The organism is Paraburkholderia sp., assembly GCF_034668105.1.
Classification (GTDB): domain Bacteria; phylum Pseudomonadota; class Gammaproteobacteria; order Burkholderiales; family Burkholderiaceae; genus Paraburkholderia.
Map to the genome: position 1 here is coordinate 1 of NZ_JAXDPY010000172.1, position 23253 is coordinate 23253.

Here is a 23253-nt window from a genome sequence, read left to right on the forward strand (position 1 = left end):
CCTTAAAACCGTGTTTCGCGCGCCACCCGCAAGAAGGTATCGAGCAACGGCGTGCAGTCGAGCAACTCCGGACCGCCAGCGCGATGAAACTCCGGATGCCACTGCACCCCCATCACGAACGGCGCGCGCCGATAGCGCACCGCTTCAATAATGCCGTCCGATGCCGACACCGCTTCAATATTCAGATCGCGGCCGAGCGTCTTGACTGCCTGATGGTGAATCGAGTTGACGATTGCATCGCGGCGGCCCGGAAACATATTGGCCAGCGTCGAACCGTCCGGAAAATGAATGCCATGCCGATGCTGATCGTAGTTCTCGTTGACGTGCGCACCGGCCGTCGGCACATCGGTGGCGATGTCCTGGTACAAGGTGCCGCCGAACGCCACGTTGATCAACTGGCAACCGCGGCACACGCCGAGCACCGGCTTGCCCGACTCGATGAACTCATGCAGCAGTTCGAGTTCGTACATGTCGCGCACACGGTCGCCCGGCCACTCGGGGCTCGTCGCCTGTTCCGCGTACGACTGCGGCGAAACGTCGGCGCCCCCTTGCAGCAGCAGACCGTCGAGATGCTTCGCATAGTCGCGCAGACGGATGTTGCTCGGGTGCAGCATGCCTTGATGACCGACCGTCGGAATCATGAACACCAGCACGTCGCGCGACATCACCCAGTGCGCGATCGACTCCTCGAGATATTGCAGCGTTTTGCCGCGCAGCCCCTTCGCGCCCGGCTCCGGGTGGAAGATGCGTGCCGATACGCCGATGCGCAAGGTGCGCTGCGTTATCCGTTGACCGGCGCGATCGAATAGCTGACGCGCACGCGCCGCGATAATGCGGCCGAACACGGTCCACGCCGAATCGTTTTGTTTCAGGTAGCGCGGTGGTGATGGCGGCAACGCGTTCGGCGGCGGCGGATTCGTCGCGGTGAAATCAGGCGCGGCGCCGAAGCCTGGCGGCGGCGAGCCGGCCGGGCGGGTGGCCGCGGCGGCTTCTTCCGCTTTTTCGGTGACAGTGGCCGCGTCAACCGGCGCGCTCAATTCGCCGGCGAGCGGTTCGCTGCTTTCGAGCGTAGTCGGGCGCGAGGCGTGAACCCTGGCCGCATAACCTGCTTTAGCTGCGTTTCGCTCGTGGACTGCGGCCTCCTGCTTCGCGGTCGAGACAGCCGCCGCGCTGCGCGCTTCGGCCGCATCGCGTTGCCGCGCCGTTTGCGCGTCGGTAGGCGTCACGGTAGACGCGCTCTGCGGGTCGTCGGTCGAGGATCGTACGGCCGCCTCTTCGGCAGCGGGCGATGCACTTGACGCAGCAGGCACGTTAGCCGACAACTGTTCCGGCAAAGCGGTCGAGCGTGGCGTGCTGGACACCGTCGGCGGAGTGGTCGTGCCTGGCGTCGCCGCAGGCGACGATGGGCCGCCGGGCTTGCCGGCGTCTTCAGGTTTGTTTTCGCTCATGACAATCAGACAGGCGCCTTCACGCGAACGAATGAATATGCCCTGATTATCCGCTAGCGGGCCAAGCCCCGCAAACCCGCACACAATTGCTCACATTGTTGCGGATCAACGCACAGCGCCGTCTAACTTAGGGATCCGGCTGTTCTTCGAAAGTTTCGCGCAGCGCGATCTGCATCGCCGCGTGGATTTTCACGCACCAGCGCCAGACCAACGCCAGCAACACCGCGGCGCATATCAGCACCACGGTCAGAAGCCCCGTCGGCGGCAAGATGCTGCCCGAGAGCGCGGCGACCAGCAAAAACACGCCAACCATCGAAACCACCGGCACCAGGTCGGAAATCGCGTAACGGATGGCGCGGGTGAAGCGCCCCGCTGTCACCGACTGCACGCTCACCTCGGCAAGCAACAGCGCGAGCGACTTGGTCTTGCGATAGACCGCCACGAGAAACGGCATCGACAGCACCAGCGCGATACTCCACAGCACCACGCGCTGCATTGGCTCGGAACTTATCCAGTGCGCGAGCCAGGTGGCGGTGTACGGCGCGCTATACGACACGATCAGAAAGATCGCCGCGACCAGCGCGAGATTGACGGCGATCTGCAAAATGATCCGCCGCGTCATGCTGAACAGCGTCGGTTCGCCGGTTTCGGTGCTCAGGCTGCGCAGCCACTGCCCGTACATGCCGAAGCCATTAGCGAGCGTGCGTGGCATCGCCTGGCCGAGACGCTGCGTCAGCGGGTCGGCGGCACGGATCAGGTACGGCGTGAAGAGCGTGGTCAGGGCCGAAACGGCCACCGCGATCGGATACAGAAACGCGCTCGTCACCTTCAAGGTCAAGCCGAGCGACGCGATGATGAACGAGAACTCGCCGATCTGCGAGACGGTCATGCCGACCCGCATCGCCGTGCGGCCATCCTTGCCGGCCAGAAAAGTGCCGAGTCCGCACGACACGATCTTGCCGACGATCACCGCCACCGTGATCACCGCGATCGGCCATGCGTACTCGACCAGCACGGCCGGGTTCAGCATCAAGCCGATCGTCACGAAGAAGATCGCGGAGAAGGCGTCGCGCAGCGGCGCGATCAGATGCTCGATCCGATGCAGATGGCGCGACTCGGCCATGATCGCGCCGATCAGGAACGCGCCGAGCGCAATGCTGTAATCGAGCTTGACCACCAGCAAACAGAAACCGAAGCAGAAGCCGAGCACCGACACCAGCAGCATTTCGTCGCTCCTCGCGCGCGCCACGTAGTTCAACGCACGCGGCACGACCAGAATGCCGACCACCAGCGACACCGTCATGAAGAGCAGCAGCTTGCCGAGCGTCACGACGGCGACACCCGCGCTCAACTGGCCGGTCTGCGCAATGCCGGAGAGCAGCACCAGCATCGCGATGGCGAGAATGTCCTCGACGATCAGAATCCCGAACACCAGTTGCGCGAAGCTCTCGCGCTTCAGGCCCAGCTCGGAGAGCGCCTTGACGATGATGGTGGTCGACGAGATCGCGAGAATCGCGCCGAGGAACAGCGAGTCCATCGAACTCCAGCCGAACGCGCTGCCGATCTCGTAACCGATCCACAGCATCAGCACGATTTCGGACAGCGCCGCGACGATTGCCGTCGCACCCACTTTGAACAGCTTGCGCAGACTGAATTCGAGCCCGAGCGAAAACATCAGGAATACCACGCCGAGTTCGCCGAGCGTCTGGATGGTCTGCTCGTCGTGGATCAGCTGGAACGGCGGCGTGTACGGCCCGATGATCACGCCCGCGGCGATGTAGCCCAGCACCACCGGCTGTTTCAGGCGATGGAACAGCACGGTGACGACGCCGGCGAGCGCCATCACGACCGCCAGATCCTGAATGAAGCCGATGCCATGATGCATGGATGCGTACCTTACAAAAAGTAATGTCTCAAAAACGCAGTGTAACGTACAGGCGTGTTGCGCCGAATCCCGCAAACGTCGAAAGGGCTTGGGATTGGCCGGTTCGCGAGCCGCCCGCCGCGACGCGCCCGCTGAAACTTCCGCCGAAACTTTTTTGACACGCTGGACGCCAGTGAAATATCACAATAATATTTGACGAATATTTTCCTGGGAGTCGAGTCATGCAGCAGGTGTCCTTCAATGTGGTAGATCGTTCCGGCGCCAGCTGCGCCGAGATCGTCGAAGTAAATCGTCTGACGATAGCCGGCTGGGCCGGGCGCGATCAGGCGGCAATCGAGCATCACATCGCCGAACTGGCCGAACTCGGCGTGAAGCGGCCTTCGACCACGCCCTGCTTCTATCGCCTCGGTGCAGAGCTGCTGACGCAGGCCGAATTGATCGACGTGGTCGGCGTGAAGTCCAGCGGCGAAGCCGAGTGCGTGCTGGTGCGCTCCAGGACGGGACTGCTCGTTACCGTCGGCTCAGACCATACCGACCGTGAAGTCGAGGCCTATGGCGTCACCGTGTCCAAGCAGATTTGCCCGAAACCGGTGGCCCGCGACGCCTGGCGTTTCGACGATGTCGCCGGTCACTGGGATCAACTCGAACTGCGCGCTTTCGCCGTGACAAGCAACGGCGAGCGGCGCGTTTATCAGCAAGGCAGCGTCGCCTCGCTGCTGCCGGCCGCCAATCTGCTGGAACGCGCGCCCGTCGCCGAGGGTGCCGCGATGTTCTGCGGCACGCTGGCCGTACAGGGCGGGATCGTCGGCATGGCTGACGGCGACGCGCTCGAACTCGAACTGCACGACCCTATCCTGAACCGCACGCTGCGCCACGCCTACCGCGTGCACGCGCTACCTGTCGTCGAATGAGGCACGCATGAATCCCCCATCGCTCTCCGCCAACGCCGACGCGTCTTCGGACGCGTGGCTCGAAGCCACCGCGCTGCGCAAGATAACCTGGCGCATCATGCCGTTCCTGTTTCTCGTCTACGTGCTGTCGTACCTGGACCGCGTCAACATCGGTTACGCGAAGCTGCAGTTCACCGGCGACCTCGGCCTGTCGAACGCGGCGTACGGACTCGGTGCGGGGATTTTCTTCTTCGGCTATTTCGTCTTCGAAGTGCCGAGCAATCTGCTGCTGAAAAAGTTCGGCGCACGCGCCACCATCGCCCGCATCACCATGCTGTGGGGGCTGCTGTCGTGCCTGATGATGTTCGTGCGCTCGGAAACGATGTTCTACGTGCTGCGCTTTTTCCTCGGCGTCGCCGAGGCCGGGCTGGTACCGGGCGTGGTGCTGTATCTGACCTTCTGGTTTCCGTCCGACCGGCGCGCGCGGATGGTCGCCGTGTTCATGGCGGCGATTCCGGTGGCGGGCATCATCGGCGCGCCGTTGTCGGGCTTTCTGATGTCGGCGCTGCATGAAACACACGGCCTGCGCGGCTGGCAGTGGATGTTCCTGATCGAAGGCATTCCGTCGATCCTCGCCGGCTTCTGGGCGCTCGCCGTATTGCGCAACACGCCCGCCGAAGCCGCCTGGCTCACCGACGACGAAAAGCGCGTGATCCTCGGCCGCCTCTCGCGCGAAAACTCCGCGGCAACGGCAGCCGGCGCTGAACACAGCCTCGCGGTGGCGTTGCGCTCGGGCCGCTTCTGGCTGCTGACGCTGATTTATTTCTGCCTCGTCACCGGCAACGCGGGCTTCTCGTTCTGGCTGCCGCAGATCGTCAAGGACCTCGGCGTCACGGATCTCGTCACCAACGGCTTCGTTACCGCGATTCCTTATCTGGCGGCGGGCATCGGCATGATCCTGATCGGCCGCTCGTCGGATATCACCGGCGAGAGGCGCTGGCACTATGCCGTGTGCTGCTTCATCGGCGCGGCGGGTTTGCTTGGCAGTGCCTCGGTGACCAATTCGATTCCGCTCGCCGTGACCGGTTTGTCGATCGCTTACATCGGCATTCTGGCGGGCTTCGGCATCTTCTGGTCGATGTCCACCACGTTCCTGCAGGGCACCGCGGCCGTTGCCGGCATCGCCGTGATCAACTCGATTGCGAACCTGGCCGGCTATGTGAGCCCGTATGTGCTCGGCATCGTCAAGGACGCGACGCATAGCGTGACTTTCGGGCTGGTGCTGATAGCGGGGGCGTTGATCGTCGGCGGACTGGTTACGTTGATGATGCCGCGTGTGAAGGTGCAGCACGCCGCAGCGGTGACGCCGAAGAGCGCCTGACGCGCTGGGCCTGCCGCGATGTTCGCGACCTGAAGCCCGTGACCTGAAGCCCGCGCGCGTCACGCGCGGATGGCGCCGGTGAGCCGTCCCCGTCCGCCGTCGTCCGCGCAATACCTTGCTCTACAATGCGGACGACACCGCCCGCTTTCTTTTCACATGACGCTTTTGCAGACTGCTCGCCGTTCCAGTGCCCCACGTGAGACCGCCACGGCGAGTCTCGCCGAACAAGCCTATGCGTTCGTCAAGCGCGAGATCATCACGATGCGCTTGCGTCCCAGCGAAGTGCTCAACGAAGCGGAATTGATGGTGCTGACCGGCATCGGCAGAACGCCGGTGCATCAGGCGCTGCACCGGCTGGTGCACGAAGGCATGCTGACCATCATGCCGAGAAAAGGCATCATGGTTCGCCCGGTTTCGCTCGACGACGTGCTGGCGATCATCGACGTGCGGCTCGTCAACGAAAGCTACTGCGTCGAGCTGGCCGCGCGCCACGCGCAGCAGCACGATTTCGACGCGATGCAGGCCCTGCTGGACCGCTCGTCGGTATGCGCGGCCGCGCACGATATCGAAGGCATGATGGATATCGACCGCGAGTTTCATCTGGCGATTTCGGCGGCGTCGCGCAACCCGGTGCTGGCCGACATTCTGCGCGGGCTGCATGAGCGCTCGCTGCGCTTCTGGTTCATTTCGCTGTCCGAGCCGCATCATCTCGAAGACGTGCACGAAGAACATCTGGAGCTGTTTCGCCTGCTGCGCGAACGCGATGCCGAAGGCGCCCGGCAATCGGTGCAAAAGCATATCGAAGCGTTCCGCGCGACCTTATTCAACCGCATTTGACCGCACCTGAACGCATCTGACCGACCCTGACCGCGGACCCGCCGGCCCAGCCAGCGGGCACCCGCCGCACAGTGATCTCAAGCTAACCGCGCATCTAACCGGATTCTCCCGACACCATGGCCACTGAATTCACGCCCTTCCCGCCGCTAGCCCAGCTTGCCGCCGACCTCGCCGCCGGCCGCACCACGAGCCGCGCGCTCGTCGAAACCGCGCTCGACCGGATTGCCGATCCGGCCGGCCAGGGGGCGGTCGCCTTCATGCACGTCGACGCCGACAGCGCGCGCGCCGCCGCCGATGCGCACGACCGCCTGCGCGCCGCCGGCACCGTGCTCTCGCCGCTCGCCGGGATTCCGGTGTCGGTCAAGGATCTGTTCGATATCGAAGGCCAGCCGACGCGCGCCGGTTCCGTGGTGCTGGCCGACGCGCCGCCCGCCAAGGCTGACGCGGTCGCGGTCGCGCGCCTGAAACGGGCGGGCGCGGTGATCGTTGGGCGCACCAATATGAGCGAGTTCGCGTTTTCCGGACTGGGCCTGAACCCGCACTACGGACATCCGCTGTCGCCGTATCGGCGTGGCATGAAAGGCGACGAGCGGATTTCGGGCGGATCGTCGTCGGGTGCGGCGGCGTCGGTCGCGGACGGCATGGCGGCTATCGCGCTCGGCACCGACACCGGCGGTTCGATCCGCATTCCGGCGGCGCTGTGCGGCCTGACCGGCTTCAAGCCGACCGCCGATCGCATTCCGAAGCAAGGCGGTGTACCGCTTTCTTCGACGCTCGACTCGTTCGGGCCGATCGGCGTCTCGGTTGCGTGCTGTGCGCTGGTGGACCGGATGCTGGCCGGGCTCGAGCCGCGCATTCCGGCGGCCCGGCCGCTCGAAGGCGTGCGGCTTGGCGTCTTGACCAATTTCGTGACCGACGGTGTCGAACCGGCGGTCGCCGCCGCGATCGACACCGCGCTCAAGCACCTCGAAGCAGCCGGCGCAATCGTCAGCGAAGTGCGTTTCGCGCCGCTCGACCGTTTGCCCGAGATCAACCGCTTCGGCTTTTCGCCGATCGAAGCGTATGCATGGCACCGTCCGCTGCTGGAGAAGCACCGCGAGCAGTACGATCCGCGCGTGCTGGTGCGCATCCTGAAAGGCCAACCCGCCAGCGCCGCCGACTATCTGGACCTGGTCGCCGAACGCCAGGCCATGCTCGATGAAGCCGCACGCACGCTGTGGCAACGGTTCGACGCGGTGGTCGCGCCGACTGTGCCGGTCGTGCCGCCGCGCGTGGCCGATCTGACCGATGACGACGACGCGTTTGGCCGCACCAACGCGCTGATCCTGCGCAATCCCAGCGTGTTCAACTTCCTCGACACCTGCGCGCTGTCGCTGCCTTGTCATTTGCGCGGCGACGCGCCGGTCGGCCTGATGCTGGCGGGCGCGCCGCACGCCGACGACGCGTTGCTGGCAATCGGCCGCGCCGCCGAAGCGGTGCTCAACGCGATTCGCTGACCGCGAATCAGGGCGGCTGCGTGGAAAATAGGCGGCAACCAGATAGCACCCAGCGGCAACTGGTCGCCCGCTGACCGGATTACGACTTAAAAGCGCGATAAGCGCCGGGGCGGAGGTTCGCGCTAGAATCGCGAGCACCCGCCCTTTCTGTTTCCAGACCGCCACACGATCCATGAATAACGACAATGCGATGCTGCGCCGCGAGCGCTCCCTGCTGGTTCTGCTTGGCCTGATCTGCGTCGGCCTCGTCGCCGGCGCACTGTATCTGCAATACGGGTTGCACGAAGACCCGTGCCCGTTGTGCATCATTCAGCGCTATTTCTTCCTGCTGATCGCGATTTTTGCGTTCCTCGGCGCGCGCTTCAACAGTTGGCGCGGCGTGCGGCTGCTGGAAGTGCTGGCGGCCCTGTCGGCCCTCGCCGGCATCGCGACCGCCGCGCGGCACGTGTATGTTCAGGCAAATCCCGGCTTCAGCTGCGGTTTCGACGCGCTGCAGCCCGTGGTGGACAGTTTGCCGCCGGCGCACTGGCTGCCGGGCGTTTTCAAGGTCGCCGGCCTCTGCGAAACGGCCTATCCGCCGATTCTCGGGCTTTCGCTGCCCACCTGGTCGCTGGTCGCTTTCGTCGTGGCGTTCGTGCCGCTGGCGTTGAGCCTGATCAAAAATCGACGCCGGTTCGCCTGATCGCGCTATTCCGCTTGAAATAACCCGCTTTGCGCCGGCTTTTGCACCGTCTTTTATGGCGGCTCGAAGGCCGGCGTTTTCATCTCGGCGCCAGCCCGCAGAGGCTCTGCCATCCGACTTCGAACGCCCGCTAACAGCCGCTGCGCAACGTTTTTGCGATAAAGAGGCCCTTCTGCCGCGACCAGAATGCCAGATCGCAGCCATGCACTTCCCGTAGCACTCAGCAGCCACTCAGGCGCGCCACAAACCCGCCCGCAACCCGCGTCTGCCCCGCCCCACCTGGTTTTGCGCCATCCGTACATCCCCACGCAACTTCCCGCCTTATCGCGAATCGTACTTATCACATCACCGCGTCCGAATAAGCTTCATGCGAGTTGGGAAATCTTTTCGAGACAAGGTAATGCTATCTTCGGAACTGGATGGCGATCTACGTGCGCGAGGCCGGCTTTGGCGCGACCCCATGCGTAACGCGCGCCCGGTCCGCACTGTCTTTCGGATTCGCCATGACAACGCAAACCATCCGCTTTTATCACCAGGGGTCCGTCCGTGAGGCCGCGGGCGTCCCGGCGACGCGCACCGTGCTTCAGCACCTGCGCGAGGATTTGCATTGCACGGGCACCAAGGAAGGCTGCGCGGAAGGCGACTGCGGCGCCTGCACGGTGGTCATCGGCGAACTGGATGCGCAAGGCGGGCTCGCGCTGAAAGCGGTCAACGCCTGTATCCAGTTTCTGCCGACGCTGGACGGCAAAGCCCTCTTCACCGTCGAAGACCTGCGCGCCGCCGACGGCGCCCTGCATCCCGTGCAACAGGCCATGGTCGATTGTCATGGCTCGCAATGCGGTTTCTGCACGCCCGGCTTCGTGATGTCGATGTGGGCGCTGTACGAAAACCAGCCGGCCGCCGCCGGCCTGCCCACCCGCGACGAAATCAACGCCGCGCTATCCGGCAATTTGTGCCGCTGCACCGGCTACCGGCCGATTGTCGACGCGTCGCAGAAGATGTTCGACTACCCGCAATACCCGCGCGTGACGCTGGACCGCAAGGCGGTCGCCGGCAAGCTGCGCGAGATCCAGCGTCGCGAGACCTTCGAATACAGCGCGCCCGATACGCGCGGCGCCGCCTTCGGCTCGCCCAGCTTCCATGCCCCGCTCACGCTCGACGCGTTCGCCAGACTACGCGCCGAGCATCCGCACGCGCGCCTGCTGGCGGGCAGCACCGACGTCGGCCTGTGGGTCACCAAGCAGTTTCGCGATCTCGGCGACATCCTGTACATCGGCAACGTCGGCGAATTGAAGACGATCGAACGCGATGCGCAGACGCTGACCATCGGCGCCGCCGTCACGCTCGAAGACGCCTACGCGGCACTCGCCGTCGACTACCCCGAACTGGCGGAATTGTGGACGCGCTTCGCGTCGCTGCCGATCCGCAATGCCGGCACGCTCGGCGGCAACGTCGCGAACGGCTCGCCGATCGGCGATTCGATGCCCGCGCTGCTCGCGCTCGGCGCCGACGTGGTGCTGCGCCACGGTCCGAAAACCCGCACGCTGAAGCTCGACGCCTTCTACCTCGGCTATCAGAAAACCGCCCTCGCGGCGGGTGAATTCGTCGCGGCGCTGCGCGTGCCGCGTCCGGCGAGCGATCTGCGCTTTCGCACGTACAAGGTGTCGAAGCGCTACGATCAGGACATCTCCGCGGTATGCGCCGCCTTCGCGCTGCACATGGGTGAAAACGGGGCGATCAGGGAAGCCCGCATCGCCTTCGGCGGCATGGCCGCGACGCCCAGACGCGCCGCGCAAACCGAGGCCGTGCTGAACGGCGCAACGTGGAACGAAAGCACCGCGCGGCAAGCGATGAACGCACTCGTCGCCGATTTCCAGCCGCTCACCGACATGCGCGCCTCGAGCGCCTATCGACTGAAGGTGGCGCGCAACCTGGTGTGGCGCTTCCACCTCGAAACGCGCGATGACGCGCCGCTCGCCCTCTTCGACGTGAATGCGTTCGCGTACGAAGCCGGCGCGCCGAACGAGGCCATTGCGAAGGAGTCGTCGTGATGAACCGGACCGATGCTTTCGTCGACCATGCCGCGCAGCACGCCGCCGTTCAGGAGAACGAGACGGCCATCGGCGTGTCGTTGCCGCACGAATCCGCCACGCTGCACGTGAGCGGCGAAGCCACTTACACCGACGACGTCCCCGAATCGCAAGGCACGCTGCACGCGGCGCTCGGCTTGTCGCGTCATGCGCATGCCCGTATCGTGTCGATCGATCTGGAGGCCGTCAGAAAAGCGCCCGGCGTGATCGCGGTGCTGACCGCTGAAGATATCCCCGGCGAGAACAATTGCGGCCCCGTGCTGCATGACGATCCGATTCTCGCGGTAGATGAGGTGCTGTACCTCGGCCAGCCGGTATTCGCCGTGATCGCCGAAACGCATGAGCTCGCGCGCCGCGCCGCAGCGCTGGCGAGGAGCGATGACGTCGTGCGATACGAGCCGCTCGACGTCATTCTCACGCCAACCGAAGCGAAGGCCAACAAGCAGTTCGTCCTGCCGCCGCTGCATCTGAAACGCGGTGAGCCCGACGCGAAGATCGCCGCCGCGCCGCATAAAATCCGCGGCACCTTCGAAGTGGGCGGCCAGGAACAGTTTTATCTCGAAGGCCAGATCGCGTATGCCGTGCCGAAGGAAATGGACGGCATGCTGGTCTACAGTTCGACGCAGCATCCGAGCGAAATGCAACAGGTGGTCGCGCATATGCTCGGCTGGCCGGCGCATAGCGTGGTGTGCGAATGCCGGCGCATGGGTGGCGGCTTCGGCGGCAAGGAATCGCAATCGGCGGTGTTTGCATGCGTGGCGTCGCTGGCGGCGAAACTGCTGCGCCGCCCGGTCAAACTACGCGCCGACCGTGACGACGATTTCATGATCACCGGCAAGCGCCACGACGCGGTCTACGAGTACGAAGCAGGCTTCGACGATAGCGGCCGGATTCTCGGCGCACGCGTGGAAATCGCGTTACGTGCCGGTTATTCCGCTGACCTGTCGGGCGCGGTCGCGACTCGCGCGGTGTGCCACTTCGACAACGCGTACTACCTGTCCGACGTCGACATCGTCGCGCTGTGCTGCAAGACGAACACGCAATCGAATACCGCGTTCCGCGGTTTCGGCGGCCCGCAAGGCGCGCTGGTGATGGAAGTGATGCTCGACAGCATCGCGCGTCAATTGAACTGCGATCCACTCGACGTGCGACTCGCGAATTACTACGGTATCGGCGAGCGCGACACGACGCCCTACGGACAACGCGTCGAAGACAACATCATCGCGCCGCTCACTGATGAGTTGCTCGAAACCAGCGACTACCGCGCGCGCCGCGCAGCGATCGCCGCGTTCAATGCGAAAAGTCCGGTGCTCAAACGCGGCCTCGCGTTCTCGCCGGTGAAGTTCGGCATCTCGTTCAACGTGCCGTTCCTGAATCAGGCCGGCGCGCTGGTGCATGTGTACAAAGATGGTTCCGTGCTCGTCAATCACGGCGGCACCGAAATGGGCCAGGGGCTCAACACGAAGGTCGCGCAAGTCGTCGCGAACCAGTTCGGCTTGCCGCTTTCGCGCGTGCGCGTCACGGCGACCGACACCTCGAAGATCGCCAACACCTCGGCGACCGCCGCCTCCACCGGCAGCGACCTGAACGGCAAAGCCGCGGAAGCCGCCGCGCGGACCATTCGCGACAGGCTTGCCGAACTGGCCGCGAAGCAACTCGGGGGCACCCCCGGCGCGGTGGAATTCGCTCATGGTGAAGTATCGGTAAACGGCGGTGCGATGCCGTTCCAGCAACTGGTCGGCGCAGCGTATCTGGCCCGTGTGCAGTTGTGGTCGGATGGTTTCTATACGACGCCTAAAGTGCATTGGGATGCGAAAACGCTGACCGGTCACCCGTTTTACTACTTTGCGTACGGCGCGGCGGTGTCGGAAGTGGTGATCGACACGCTGACCGGCGAATGGAAACTGCTGCGTGCGGACGTGTTGCACGACGCCGGTCAATCGATCAATCCGGCGATCGATATCGGCCAGGTGGAAGGCGGCTTTATTCAAGGCATGGGCTGGCTCACAACCGAAGAATTGTGGTGGAACCGCGATGGCCGCCTGATGACGCACGCGCCGTCGACGTACAAGATCCCCGCCGTGAGCGATACGCCGGCGGCGTTCCATGTTCAGCTCTACCAGAACCAGAACGCCGAGCCGACCGTGTTCCATTCGAAGGCCGTGGGCGAGCCGCCTCTATTGCTGCCGTTCTCCGTGTTCCTCGCGATTCGTGACGCGGTCGCGGCGGCGGTGCCGGGCGCGAGCGATGCGCCCCCGTTGCGCGCGCCGGCGACGCCCGAAGCGATTCTCGATGCGCTCGACGCGTTGCAATCGCAGGTGACGGCCACGGACCACGCAATGGAACAATTGACTCAAGCGGCAAGCACGATCACAACCGCAACCACGTAAGCAACATCAAGCAACGGCCCGACGCGACAGGAACGCGTCCCGCCACACTCAACCGGCCGCACGGACACCCCGCGCGGCCAAGTATGGAGAACCGCCGGATGCAAGCCTGGCTACCTGACCTGCAACAACTGCTCGCGCACGGAGATGCCGCCGTGCTGGTGACGGTCGCGCGCGTCGAAGGTTCGGCGCCCCGCGAAGCCGGCACCAAGATGATCGTCACGCGCGATTCGGCCAAGCACACGATTGGCGGCGGACACCTCGAATGGAAGGCCATCGAGACCGCACGCCAGGTGCTGCGCGACGGCATGCGCTCGCCGCATATGCGCCGCCTCGAACGTTTCGCGCTGGGGCCGAGCCTCGGCCAATGCTGCGGCGGCGCGGTGATTCTCGCCTTCGAGCGGCTCGATATCGGCGACCTCGGCTGGATCACGTCGCTGGCGAAACGCGTGGCCGCGGGCCAATCGACGGTGCGTAGCGTATCATTCGGCCCCGCACCGGATGCGGTGATGCTGTCCGACCCCGAACCGGGTGTCGATGCCTCCGATTGCCTGCTGTGGGACGGCGCCGGTTTCGACGACAGCGGCGCGCTGCTCACCGAAACCATCGCGCCAGGCGACTTCCGGGTCGTGCTGTTCGGCGCCGGACACGTGGGCGCGGCGCTGGTTCGCGTGCTCGCCACGCTGCCTTGCACAGTACGCTGGGTCGACGAACGCGATGCGCAGTTTCCCCCGGTGGAAACGCTGCATGCGCCGAACGTGAAGATCGATCCGAACGACGCGCCCGACGAAGCCATCGACCAGGCCGCGCCACATACGTACTTCATCGTGATGACGCACAACCATGCGCTCGATCTCGAGTTGGCCGAGCGCATTCTGCGGCGCGGCGATTTCGCGTTCTTCGGCATGATCGGCTCGCACAGCAAGCGCAAGCAGTTCGAACATCGGCTGGCCGCGCGCGGCATCGATCCGTCGCAGATTGCGCGGATGAAGTGCCCGCTCGGCGTGGACGGCATCGTCGACAAGTCGCCGGAGATCATCGCGATCTCGGCGGCCGCCCAGGTGTTGCAGGCCGTGGAGGCGAATGCGGGCGCGCACGCGGCGCAAACGGTTTGATTGCCGCACAATCGACGTGCCGCTCTAACGCGATTGCATGCTGTCCCGCACTCGGCATCCGGCGCGAACCGACTCCAATGAACTTCTGACCGACCATGAATACAACGACCCCTACCCCACTACTAGAGAAAACCGCCCGCGCACCGAAGGCCGAGCTGCACATCCATATCGAAGGCTCGCTCGAACCTGAACTGATCTTCGCGCTCGCCGAACGCAACGGCGTGAAGCTCGCCTACGAGTCGATCGAAGCCTTGCGCGCCGCGTACGCGTTCACCGATCTGCAATCGTTCCTCGACATCTATTACGCCGGCGCCAGCGTGCTGCTGCACGAGCAGGACTTCTACGACATGACGATGGCGTATGTCGAACGCTGTCTTGCCGACAATGTGATTCACAGCGAAATCTTCTTCGATCCGCAGACGCATACGGAGCGCGGCGTGCCCATCGCAACGGTGGTGGCCGGGATCGAACGCGCGCTCGCCGACGCAGAACGACGCGGCATGACGAGCAAGCTGATCCTGTGTTTTCTGCGCCATCTGTCCGAAGAAGATGCGCTCGCCACGTTTGAAGAAGCGCGGCCGTTGTTCGAGCAATACAAGCATCGCCTGATCGGTGTCGGGCTGGATTCGTCGGAGCGCGGCCACCCGCCGTCGAAGTTCGAACGTGTCTTCGCCCAGGCACGCGCACTCGGTCTGAAGCTGGTTGCGCATGCCGGCGAAGAAGGGCCGCCGTCGTATATCTACGAAGCGCTCGATCTGCTGAAAGTGGACCGCGTCGACCATGGTGTGCGCAGCATCGAAGATCCGGCGTTGGTCACGCGTCTGGCCGATTCGCGGGTCGCGCTGACCGTGTGCCCGCTGTCGAACCTCAAGCTCTGCGTGTTCGACGACCTGACCAAGCACACACTGAAGGACCTGCTCGATCGCGGCGTCGCCGTCACGGTGAATTCCGACGATCCGGCTTATTTCGGCGGCTACGTGAACGCCAATTATTTCGCCACCATCGACGCGTTGAAGCTCAACGATGCGGAGGTCTACACGATCATCCGCAACAGCTTCGAAGCGTCGTTCGTCACGCCCGAGCAGCGCGGCGAACTGATCGAGAAGCTCGACGCTCACTGGCATCAAAGCGGCCCGCACTGACGGCCAATGCAGAGCAGCCGGCGGCGGCACGGGTTCATGGCAGAACCAGCATCAAGCCGCCGTCTGCGCTGTTTAGCTCCTCACCAATACGGAGACGGTTTCACCCATGACTCAATCGGCTTACCGCGCACAACTGCTGACCTTCAACGGCGATCCCGCGCAATCGTCCAACGCGGCGCTCTTCAATGAGGACGGCCTGCTGATCGTCGAAGACGGCCATGTCGTCGCGGCGGGCGCGTATGCCGCGCTCGCGGCGCAACTCGCGCCGGGCACCCAGGTGCAGGAGATGCGCGACAAGCTGATCGTGCCGGGTTTCATCGATACGCACATTCACTATCCGCAGACCGACATGATCGCGTCGCCGGCGCCGGGTTTGTTGCCGTGGCTCAACGAATACACGTTCCCGACCGAGCGCCGCTTCACCGATCCGGCGTACGCACGCGACACGGCAAGTTTTTTCGTCGAAGAACTGCTGGCTTGCGGCACGACCACCGCGCTCGTGTATTGCACGGTTCACAAGGAATCGGCGGATGCACTCTTCACCGAGAGCGAAGCGCGCAATCTGCGCATGGTGGCCGGCAAGGTGCTGATGGACCGGAACTGCCCCGAGTTCCTGCGCGACACCGCGCAATCGGGTTACGACGACAGCGCCGAGCTGATCGGCCGCTGGCACAATCGCGGCCGCCAGATGTACGCGCTCACGCCGCGTTTCGCGCCGACCTCGACCGAAGCGCAACTCGAAGCATGCGGCGTGCTGGCGGGCAAGCATCCGGACATCTTCATCCAGAGCCACGTCGCCGAAAACACCGACGAAGTGAAATGGGTCGCCGATCTGTTCCCGGGCCACCGCAGCTATCTGGACATTTACGATCACTACGGTCTGCTGCGCCGCCGCGCGGTGTACGGCCATTGCATCTATCTCGACGAGGAAGACCGCAAGCGCATGGCGCAAACCGGCACGGTCGCCTCGCACTGTCCTACCTCGAATCTGTTTCTCGGCAGCGGCCTGTTCGATTTCGACAAGGCCGACGAAGCCGGCATGCCAATCGCGCTGGCCACCGATGTGGGCGGCGGCACCTCGTTCTCGATGCTGCAAACCATGAACGAAGCGCATAAGGTCGCCCGTCTCACCGGCCATCATCTGACGGCCACGCGCATGTTCTATCTCGCCACCGCGGGCGCCGCCGAAGCGCTCGATCTGGCCGATAAGGTCGGCACGCTGAAGCCGAAGTCGGAAGCCGACTTCGTCGTGCTCGATCCCCAAGCCACACCGCTGCTCGCGCGCCGTACCGCGCGCACCGAGTCGCTCGAAGAACTGCTGTTCGCGTTCGCGCTACTCGGCGACGATCGCGCGATCTACGAAACGTATGCCGCGGGTAAGCGCGTGCATCGTCGCGACGACGTGCGTCAGCATGCGCAGCGTGTGGCGAAAATCGCCGCTTGATCCTTGGATCGCCCGCGTGACGCCCTGGGTTGATTCAGGCGGTTGAATAAAAAACGGCGCTTCCCGCAGGAAGCGCCGTTTTTATTTGCCCCATGCCGTGCAATATGCCGGTCAAGACTGCATGCACACTTCGTGCAAAGCATTCAGCCGCCGCACCGGATCGGCAACATACGGATTCGACTCGTCCCACGCATAACCCGCCAGCACCGCGCTGATCATGCGACGGATCGACGGCGTCTGATGCGGATAGAAAATGATGTCCTGCAGTTCACCCGTGTACCAACGCTCGACGAACGCGCGGAACGTATCGATTCCCTTGCGCAACGGCACGTCGTAAGCGGCCGACCAGTCGACCTGCTCGCCGTCCAGTTGCCGGTTCAACGTCTGCACGGCGAGATGCGCGGAGCGCAATGCAATCGTCACGCCGGACGAGAACACCGGATCGAGAAATTCGCCCGCATTGCCGAGCAACGCATAGCCCGGTCCATGCAAACGCTCCACGTTCGCCGCGTAGCCGCCAATGTGACGCACCGGCATCAGGAACGGCGCATTGCCGATCAACGGCCCGAGCGACGGCTCCTGCTGGATCAGCGTGCGCAATTTCGCCTCGCGCTCGCTTTCCGGCACCTCGAGAAAACTGGCCTCCGCGACGCAACCCACCGACGAACGGCCGCCCGCCAACGGAATCATCCAGAACCACACATCGCGGCGTTCCGGATGCGTTGCCACACAGATTTTGTTGCGGTCGGTCATGCCGATCGGAATGCCGTCCTGTACGTGCGAAAAGATCGCGGCGCGAGTCGGCATACGGGTCGACGCTTCGAGGTTCAGCAAGCGCGGCAGCACACGGCCGAAGCCGCTCGCGTCGAACACGAAGTGCGCCTCCACTTCGTATGCGTGGTCCGCTTCATCGATCACCTCGAGCACCGGCTTGTTGCCATTTTCGCCCGGATGCATCGCGCGGACCGCGTGACCGAAGCGCACCTCGGCGCCCTGCTGCGCCGCGCAGCGAATCAGAATATCGTCGAACACCGCGCGCTCGACCTGATAGGTGGTGCCCCAACCCGGAGAATGCTTGTCGCGGAAGTCGAACGCCGACGACTGGCCGCGATGAATGAAATGCGCGCCGTTCTTGTACTGGAAACCGGCTTCGACCACGGCCTGCAACATGCCGGCCTCTTCGAGGTACGTCATGCTCTGCGGCAGCAGACTCTCGCCGATCGAGAAGCGCGGAAAATGCTGGCGCTCCAGCACCAGCACCGAGCGGCCCGCCCGGCGCAACAGCGCCGCCGCGACTGCGCCTGCCGGACCCGCGCCGATGATCGCTACGTCGACGGTCATGCGCTTTGACGAATGTGTAATCAAGGTTGCCTCAATCGTTTGCTTGCTCGGAACAGCGTTACGCTGCATCCTTACTTCTCGTTACAATTACGCAAAAATCAGCGAGAACACCCCGCTATAAAACCCAGCAAGAGCGATCTTCTGACGGGAGCCCAGCGTGTCGCCATCCGAAACATCCAGTGTGCCTTTCGTGCCGGAAACGGCCTTCGGGATCTGGTTCCTGCGTACCCATACGTGGGAACATCATGTTCTGCGGGTCGCGATCAACGACCTCAAACGCCTGATCGACGCGCCCTTGCCTGCCGCGCCGGTGATCGTCGACGTCGGCTGCGGACAAGGCATCTCGTTTCACCTGCTCGCCGAAGCGTTCAAGCCGCGCCGCCTTGTCGGTGTCGATTTTCATGAACCGTCACTAACGCTCGCCGCCCATGCGGCTAGCGCGTGCCGTGACAAGCTCGCCGATATCGAAGTGCTGCACGGCGATTGCGCGCAGTTGCCGTTGGCCGATGCCAGCGCCGACATCGTGTTCTGCCATCAAACCTTCCACCATCTCGTCGAACAGGACCGCGCGCTCGCCGAGTTCCGCCGCGTGCTCAAACCGGGCGGCATCCTGCTGTTCGCGGAATCCACCGACGCGTACATCAAATCGTGGGTGATCCGTCTGCTGTTCCGTCATCCCATGCACGTGCAGAAAAGCGCCGACGGCTACCTCGACATGATCCGCCGCGGCGGTTTCCGCTTCGAGCAGCGCAACGTCTCGCTGCCGTATCTCTGGTGGAGCCGCGCCAAAGATTTCGGCTTGCTCGAACGCATCGGCCTGTACCGTCCGCAACCTGGCAAGCGTCGTGAAACGCTGGTCAATGTCGCGGCGCTCAAGGCCGATTGATCCTTGCCGAGGCGGTGGCGCAGCACCGCCTCGTTGCATCAACGCGCGCTTATCTGGATGCCTGTTTGCATGCTCATTTGCGTAAACCGCGTGCGCGCTTACTTGCGCAGCGTCACCACATCGCCCGTCAACGCCACACCGGCGATCACCGCACCCGCGCCGCACGTGAACTCCGTCGCGCTCTCACGCACTTCGTTCTTGTAATTGCTCTTGATGTTGATCACCGCGTTGCCGCCTTCCTTGCGCGCGCGGTCCTGCAATTCGATCACGGCCGACAGGAAGACGTGCTGGCACGCTTGCAGGTCGCTCTTGCCGAAGGCGTTGGTCTTCTTGTTGGTCGCGAAATTGCCCATCGTCTTCAGCACGGCCGGGTGCGATTGACCCGCGAAATACAGTTTGACGTCCTCGCTGACCTTGCCCGGTTCGCTTTGGAGTGCCGCATCGATCGGATAGTTGGCGACCGTGTCGCGGGCGAAGGCTTGAGTCGCGCTCAACGTGGCGATTGAAGCGAACAGCGCGGCAAACAGAACGTTGCGTTTCATAGAAGCTCCTTAGTGGTTTTTGTTGCTCTGGTGGGTTCTAGATCCAAACATCAGGCTCGCGCAACTGCCGCCGAACCCGTATGAAATCGACATCGCCGTGTCGATGCGCGCATCCCGCGTCTCGCGCACGAGCGGCATGCCGCCGACAGCCGGCTCCGCCGTCCCAATCTGCGCGGTGCCCGCGATAAAACCGTCGCGCATCATCAGCAACGTGTAGATCGCCTCGTGCGCGCCGCAGGCGCCGAGCGGATGCCCGGTCATGCCTTTGGTCGACGAGAACGCGGGGATTTCGCCGCCAAATACATCGACTAAAGCACGCAACTCCTCGACATCGCCAAGCGGGGTCGACGGTGCGTGGGTGTTGATATAGTCCGGCCGCCTGCCCGCTTCGCCCAGCGCGCCGCGCATCGCCCGCGCGATGCCCGCCGCGCGCGGCGTCACCATGCCCGCGCTGTCCGTGCAGTCGCCGAAGCCGACCAGCTCGGCGTAAATGCGGGCCCCACGCGCCACCGCGTGAGCGAGCGCTTCGAGCACCAGCACGCCGCCGCCCGAGGCGATCACGAAGCCGTCGCGCGCCGTATCGTAGGGACGCGACGCGTGCTGCGGCGTGTCGTTGAAGCCGCGCGACAGCGCCCCCATCGAGTCGAACATCAGCGTCATGTTGTCGTGCAGCGACTCGCTGCCGCCCGCCAGCACGATCTGCTGGCGGCCGGTCTGAATCAGCTGCATCGCCTGGCCGATGGCGAGCGCCGACGTCGTGCACGCCGACGACGGCGAATAGCTCACGCCTTCGAGTCCGAACACCTGCGCGACGTTGGCCGACGCCGTGCTGCTCATTGCATGCGGTACCGTGTACGGCGGCACTTTATCCACGCCACGGGCATTCGCAATCGACATCGCCACGTCGTAAGTGGACATCGTGCCCACGCCCGAGCCGATCACCGTCCCGGCCTGTGGTGAACGCAACATCGCGGGGCTGAGCCCGGCGTCGTCGATCGCTTTTTTCGCGGCGTGGCACGCAAAGCGCGCGGTGTCGCCCATGAAGCGTTCGAGCTTGCGATCGAACGGCGGCTCCTCCGCAACCGACGCGACGCCCGCCACCTGCGATCCGAAGCCACGCTCACGCCACGCGTCGATCCGCTCGATGCGCGAGCGGCCCGCGCGCAACGCGGCCGCCACTTCGTCGAGCGTATTGCCGAGGCACGACACGATTCCCATGCCGGTGACGACCACACGTTGCAGGGCCATGCTCATCGAACGCGCCTGAAAATCAGCGACGTATTGATGCCGCCGAATGCGAAGTTGTTGCTCATCACATAGTCGGCGTCGATCTCACGGCCCGCGCCCATGATGTAATCGAGCGGCGCGCAGGCCGGATCCACGTTCTCCAGATTCAGGGTCGGCGCGTACCAGTTGCGCTTCATCATCTCGATGGTCCACCACGCTTCCAGCGCACCGCACGCACCCAGCGTATGGCCGACGTAGCTCTTGAGCGAACTGATCGGCATGCGCGCGCCGAAGGTCTGCGCGGTTGCATGGCTTTCGGCGATGTCGCCACGATCCGTGGAGGTGCCGTGCGCGTTCACATAAGCGATTGCTGACGGCGGCAGTTGCGCGTCGGCCAGAGCGAGCTGCATGGCCAGCGCCATGGTTTCGGCGGTCGGCTGGGTCATGTGCGCGCCGTCCGAATTGCAGCCGAAGCCGACGATCTCCGCATGAATCCGCGCGCCGCGCGCCACCGCGTGTTCGTATTCTTCAAGCACCAGCGTGGCCGCGCCTTCGCCGACCACGAGGCCGTCGCGCGCGGCGTCGAACGGACGGGGCGTCAGATGCGGCTCGCCGTTGCGCGTGCTGGTCGCGTACAGCGTGTCGAACACGGCGACCGCGGGGCCCGACATTTCTTCCGCGCCGCCCGCCAGCATCAGCGTCTGCTTACCGGTCTGGATCGCCTCATACGCGTAGCCGATCGCCTGGCTGCCCGATGCGCACGCGCACGAGGTCGGGATGATCCGCCCTTTCAGATCCCAGAACAGGCTGACGTTGACCGCCGTGGTGTGCGGCATCATCTGCACGTAACTGTTCGACGTGACGTCGCTCATCGAGCCGGTTTCGAGCATCGTGCCGAACGCGCGAATCGGCTGCACCGAGCCCGACGACGAACCGTAGGCGACGCCCATGCGGCCGTCCTTGATGCTGAGGTCGTCGGCGAGGCCCGCATCGGCGAGCGCCAGTTCGCTCGCGCGCACCGAATACATCGACACGGGTCCCATCGAGCGGGTTTTCTTGCGCGGGTAATGCGCGGGCATCGTGAATCCCGGCAACGGACATGCGAGCCGCGTATGCAGCGACTCGAAGTAATCCCATTCGGACATCCGGCGCACCGCGTTCACGCCGCTCTTCAGGCGCGCTTCGATTGCGTCCCAGTCGTCACCGAACGCGGTGACGCCTCCCATGCCGGTAATGACGACGCGTTTCATCACACCATCCCACCATTGACGCCGATCACCTGACGCGTAACGTACGAGGCCGCATCCGACATCAGGAAGCTGACCACGGACGCCACTTCGGCAGGCTGGCCGACGCGGTTCATCGGCACCGTCTTTAATGCGTGCTCGAGCGGCATCTCGTCGAGCATGCCGGTTTCGATCAAACCCGGCGCCACGCAATTGACGGTGATGTTGCGCGTCGCCAGTTCGACGGCGAGCGCCTTGGAAGCGCCGATCAGCCCGGCCTTCGCCGCGCTGTAGTTGACCTGGCCGCGATTGCCCATCACGCCCGAGACCGACGCGATCGTCACGATGCGCCCGCCCTTCTTCGCGCGCACCATCGGCATGGTCAATGGATGGACGACGTTGTAGAACGAATCGAGACCGGTTTCGATCACGATGTCCCAGTCTTCCTCGGTGAGCGCGGGGAATGCGGCGTCGCGCGTCACGCCCGCGCTGCACACGATGCCGTAGTACGGGCCGTGCGCCGCGACATCCGCTTCGAGCACTTCGCGGCACACGGCGCGCTCGCGCACGTCGAACTGCAGCACGCGTGCCGTGCCGCCTTGCGCGGCGATACCTGTGGCGACGGCTTCGGCCTCGGTGCGGCCGGTGCGGCAATGCACGGACACCGTGAAGCCGTCAGCGGCCAACTGGTACGCAATCGCGCGGCCAATGCCGCGGCTTGCGCCGGTAACGAGAACACGCCGGCTCATGAACTGAAACTCCCTTCGATGAATGACTGAAAATCACGCGGCTGAAAAACCTTGATGACCGCCTCGGCGCAACACACGTCGCCATCGTGAATCGTGCATTCGTAGGCGCCGTGGCCTTCTTCGCTGCGCAGCAGTTCGGTTGTGTGAATCAGTAACTGCGCGCCACGTGGAAACGACAGTTGCAACGCGTGATAGCGGCGCGAGCCGAGCAATACACCGGGACGCGTCTGGCCACCGCCGCGCATCGCCAGCAACGCGACGTGCGCGGCGATCGCCTGCGCCATCAATTCGATACCGATCCAGGCGGGCATCGCGCCATCGGCGTCGGCGTACCACGCGTCGGCGTGGACGGTTGCTCGCGCGCTCAGGGTGGTGTCGTCGAACGTGCTCACCGCGTCGAGCAGCAGCATGGTGCCACGATGCGGAATAATCGCCTCGATGGGCTGCTGGACGAGTTCCTCGATGGATAGCGTATGAGTCATCGC

The 23253-nt window shown here is 64.3% G+C and carries 19 protein-coding genes; 11 read left to right on the forward strand and 8 right to left on the reverse strand.

The window, feature by feature from the left end:
- Positions 1-2 precede the first annotated feature (2 nt).
- Both QOC89_RS08045 and QOC89_RS08050 read right to left on the reverse strand, forming a co-directional pair.
- Positions 3-1448, reverse strand: coding sequence for a type 1 glutamine amidotransferase (locus QOC89_RS08045; protein ID WP_323044540.1), 1446 nt, complete (start codon positions 1446-1448; stop codon positions 3-5).
- Between the two features lie 127 nt (positions 1449-1575).
- The gene (locus tag QOC89_RS08050; RefSeq protein WP_323044541.1) at positions 1576-3333 is read right to left on the reverse strand and encodes a cation:proton antiporter; all 1758 of its coding nucleotides are present in this window, start codon (positions 3331-3333) and stop codon (positions 1576-1578) included.
- A gap of 221 nt (positions 3334-3554) precedes the next feature.
- On the opposite strand from QOC89_RS08050, the gene QOC89_RS08055 reads away from it, so the two are divergent.
- The 10 genes from QOC89_RS08055 (at position 3555) to guaD (ending at position 16797) form a co-directional block, all read left to right on the forward strand.
- Positions 3555-4244, forward strand: a complete 690-nt coding sequence (locus QOC89_RS08055; protein ID WP_323044542.1) for a DUF2848 domain-containing protein — start codon at positions 3555-3557, stop codon at positions 4242-4244.
- Positions 4245-4251: 7 nt separating this feature from the next.
- Positions 4252-5604 carry an MFS transporter gene (locus QOC89_RS08060; RefSeq protein WP_323044543.1) on the forward strand — a complete coding sequence of 451 codons (1353 nt, stop codon included), beginning with the start codon at positions 4252-4254 and terminating at the stop codon, positions 5602-5604.
- Positions 5605-5760: 156 nt separating this feature from the next.
- Positions 5761-6441 (forward strand): GntR family transcriptional regulator, encoded by a 681-nt coding sequence (locus QOC89_RS08065; RefSeq protein ID WP_323044544.1) that lies wholly within the window; start codon positions 5761-5763, stop codon positions 6439-6441.
- A 116-nt stretch (positions 6442-6557) separates the two neighbouring features.
- Positions 6558-7937 (forward strand): amidase, encoded by a 1380-nt coding sequence (locus tag QOC89_RS08070; RefSeq protein WP_323044545.1) that lies wholly within the window; start codon positions 6558-6560, stop codon positions 7935-7937.
- Positions 7938-8109: 172 nt separating this feature from the next.
- On the forward strand, positions 8110-8619 hold the full coding sequence (locus QOC89_RS08075) for a disulfide bond formation protein B (RefSeq protein WP_323044546.1): 510 nt from the start codon (positions 8110-8112) through the stop codon (positions 8617-8619).
- Positions 8620-9122: 503 nt separating this feature from the next.
- Positions 9123-10670 carry a xanthine dehydrogenase small subunit gene (gene xdhA, locus QOC89_RS08080; protein ID WP_323044547.1) on the forward strand — a complete coding sequence of 516 codons (1548 nt, stop codon included), beginning with the start codon at positions 9123-9125 and terminating at the stop codon, positions 10668-10670.
- Positions 10670-13099, forward strand: coding sequence for a xanthine dehydrogenase molybdopterin binding subunit (gene xdhB / locus QOC89_RS08085; RefSeq protein WP_323044548.1), 2430 nt, complete (start codon positions 10670-10672; stop codon positions 13097-13099). The genes xdhA and xdhB overlap by 1 nt, the downstream gene beginning before the upstream one ends.
- 98 nt (positions 13100-13197) lie before the next feature.
- Positions 13198-14211 carry a xanthine dehydrogenase accessory protein XdhC gene (gene xdhC / locus QOC89_RS08090; protein ID WP_323044549.1) on the forward strand — a complete coding sequence of 338 codons (1014 nt, stop codon included), beginning with the start codon at positions 13198-13200 and terminating at the stop codon, positions 14209-14211.
- Between the two features lie 95 nt (positions 14212-14306).
- On the forward strand, positions 14307-15353 hold the full coding sequence (locus tag QOC89_RS08095; protein WP_323044550.1) for an adenosine deaminase: 1047 nt from the start codon (positions 14307-14309) through the stop codon (positions 15351-15353).
- 106 nt (positions 15354-15459) lie between these two features.
- Entirely contained in the window at positions 15460-16797 is a 1338-nt protein-coding gene (gene guaD, locus QOC89_RS08100; RefSeq protein WP_323044551.1) for a guanine deaminase, read from the forward strand.
- Positions 16798-16908: 111 nt separating this feature from the next.
- On the opposite strand, the gene QOC89_RS08105 is transcribed toward guaD, so the two are convergent.
- Positions 16909-18207 carry an NAD(P)/FAD-dependent oxidoreductase gene (locus QOC89_RS08105; RefSeq protein WP_416340373.1) on the reverse strand — a complete coding sequence of 433 codons (1299 nt, stop codon included), beginning with the start codon at positions 18205-18207 and terminating at the stop codon, positions 16909-16911.
- Positions 18208-18295: 88 nt separating this feature from the next.
- Between QOC89_RS08105 and QOC89_RS08110 the strand changes: the two genes are divergently transcribed.
- Positions 18296-19024 (forward strand): class I SAM-dependent methyltransferase, encoded by a 729-nt coding sequence (locus tag QOC89_RS08110; RefSeq protein WP_323044553.1) that lies wholly within the window; start codon positions 18296-18298, stop codon positions 19022-19024.
- A 98-nt stretch (positions 19025-19122) separates the two neighbouring features.
- On the opposite strand, the gene QOC89_RS08115 is transcribed toward QOC89_RS08110, so the two are convergent.
- Genes QOC89_RS08115 through QOC89_RS08135 form a run of 5 tightly spaced genes read right to left on the reverse strand, consistent with a single transcriptional unit; the run spans position 19123 to position 23250 of the window.
- On the reverse strand, positions 19123-19566 hold the full coding sequence (locus tag QOC89_RS08115) for an excinuclease ABC subunit A (protein WP_323044554.1): 444 nt from the start codon (positions 19564-19566) through the stop codon (positions 19123-19125).
- A 9-nt stretch (positions 19567-19575) separates the two neighbouring features.
- Positions 19576-20820, reverse strand: a complete 1245-nt coding sequence (locus QOC89_RS08120; RefSeq protein ID WP_323044555.1) for a beta-ketoacyl synthase N-terminal-like domain-containing protein — start codon at positions 20818-20820, stop codon at positions 19576-19578.
- Entirely contained in the window at positions 20817-22043 is a 1227-nt protein-coding gene (locus QOC89_RS08125; RefSeq protein WP_323044556.1) for a beta-ketoacyl-ACP synthase, read from the reverse strand. The genes QOC89_RS08120 and QOC89_RS08125 overlap by 4 nt, the downstream gene beginning before the upstream one ends.
- Entirely contained in the window at positions 22043-22768 is a 726-nt protein-coding gene (locus QOC89_RS08130; RefSeq protein ID WP_323044557.1) for a 3-ketoacyl-ACP reductase FabG2, read from the reverse strand. The genes QOC89_RS08125 and QOC89_RS08130 overlap by 1 nt, the downstream gene beginning before the upstream one ends.
- Positions 22765-23250: a hotdog family protein gene (locus QOC89_RS08135; protein ID WP_323044558.1), complete on the reverse strand. Its 486-nt coding sequence runs from the start codon at positions 23248-23250 to the stop codon at positions 22765-22767. The genes QOC89_RS08130 and QOC89_RS08135 overlap by 4 nt, the downstream gene beginning before the upstream one ends.
- Between the last annotated feature and the right edge of the window lie 3 nt (positions 23251-23253).

Bases quoted from the DNA above. Each gene is read 5' to 3' on its own strand.
- xdhA (WP_323044547.1), top strand. From the start codon at position 9,123: ATGACAACGCAAACCATCCGCTTTTATCACCAGGGGTCCGTCCGTGAG.
- QOC89_RS08105 (WP_416340373.1), bottom strand. From the start codon at position 18,207: ATGCAGCGTAACGCTGTTCCGAGCAAGCAAACGATTGAGGCAACCTTG.
- guaD (WP_323044551.1), top strand. From the start codon at position 15,460: ATGACTCAATCGGCTTACCGCGCACAACTGCTGACCTTCAACGGCGAT.
- QOC89_RS08120 (WP_323044555.1), bottom strand. From the start codon at position 20,820: ATGAGCATGGCCCTGCAACGTGTGGTCGTCACCGGCATGGGAATCGTG.
- QOC89_RS08115 (WP_323044554.1), bottom strand. From the start codon at position 19,566: ATGAAACGCAACGTTCTGTTTGCCGCGCTGTTCGCTTCAATCGCCACG.
- QOC89_RS08135 (WP_323044558.1), bottom strand. From the start codon at position 23,250: ATGACTCATACGCTATCCATCGAGGAACTCGTCCAGCAGCCCATCGAG.
- QOC89_RS08095 (WP_323044550.1), top strand. From the start codon at position 14,307: ATGAATACAACGACCCCTACCCCACTACTAGAGAAAACCGCCCGCGCA.
- QOC89_RS08130 (WP_323044557.1), bottom strand. From the start codon at position 22,768: ATGAGCCGGCGTGTTCTCGTTACCGGCGCAAGCCGCGGCATTGGCCGC.
- xdhB (WP_323044548.1), top strand. From the start codon at position 10,670: ATGAACCGGACCGATGCTTTCGTCGACCATGCCGCGCAGCACGCCGCC.
- QOC89_RS08050 (WP_323044541.1), bottom strand. From the start codon at position 3,333: ATGCATCATGGCATCGGCTTCATTCAGGATCTGGCGGTCGTGATGGCG.
- QOC89_RS08070 (WP_323044545.1), top strand. From the start codon at position 6,558: ATGGCCACTGAATTCACGCCCTTCCCGCCGCTAGCCCAGCTTGCCGCC.
- QOC89_RS08065 (WP_323044544.1), top strand. From the start codon at position 5,761: ATGACGCTTTTGCAGACTGCTCGCCGTTCCAGTGCCCCACGTGAGACC.
- QOC89_RS08075 (WP_323044546.1), top strand. From the start codon at position 8,110: ATGAATAACGACAATGCGATGCTGCGCCGCGAGCGCTCCCTGCTGGTT.
- QOC89_RS08055 (WP_323044542.1), top strand. From the start codon at position 3,555: ATGCAGCAGGTGTCCTTCAATGTGGTAGATCGTTCCGGCGCCAGCTGC.
- xdhC (WP_323044549.1), top strand. From the start codon at position 13,198: ATGCAAGCCTGGCTACCTGACCTGCAACAACTGCTCGCGCACGGAGAT.
- QOC89_RS08125 (WP_323044556.1), bottom strand. From the start codon at position 22,043: ATGAAACGCGTCGTCATTACCGGCATGGGAGGCGTCACCGCGTTCGGT.
- QOC89_RS08060 (WP_323044543.1), top strand. From the start codon at position 4,252: ATGAATCCCCCATCGCTCTCCGCCAACGCCGACGCGTCTTCGGACGCG.
- QOC89_RS08045 (WP_323044540.1), bottom strand. From the start codon at position 1,448: ATGAGCGAAAACAAACCTGAAGACGCCGGCAAGCCCGGCGGCCCATCG.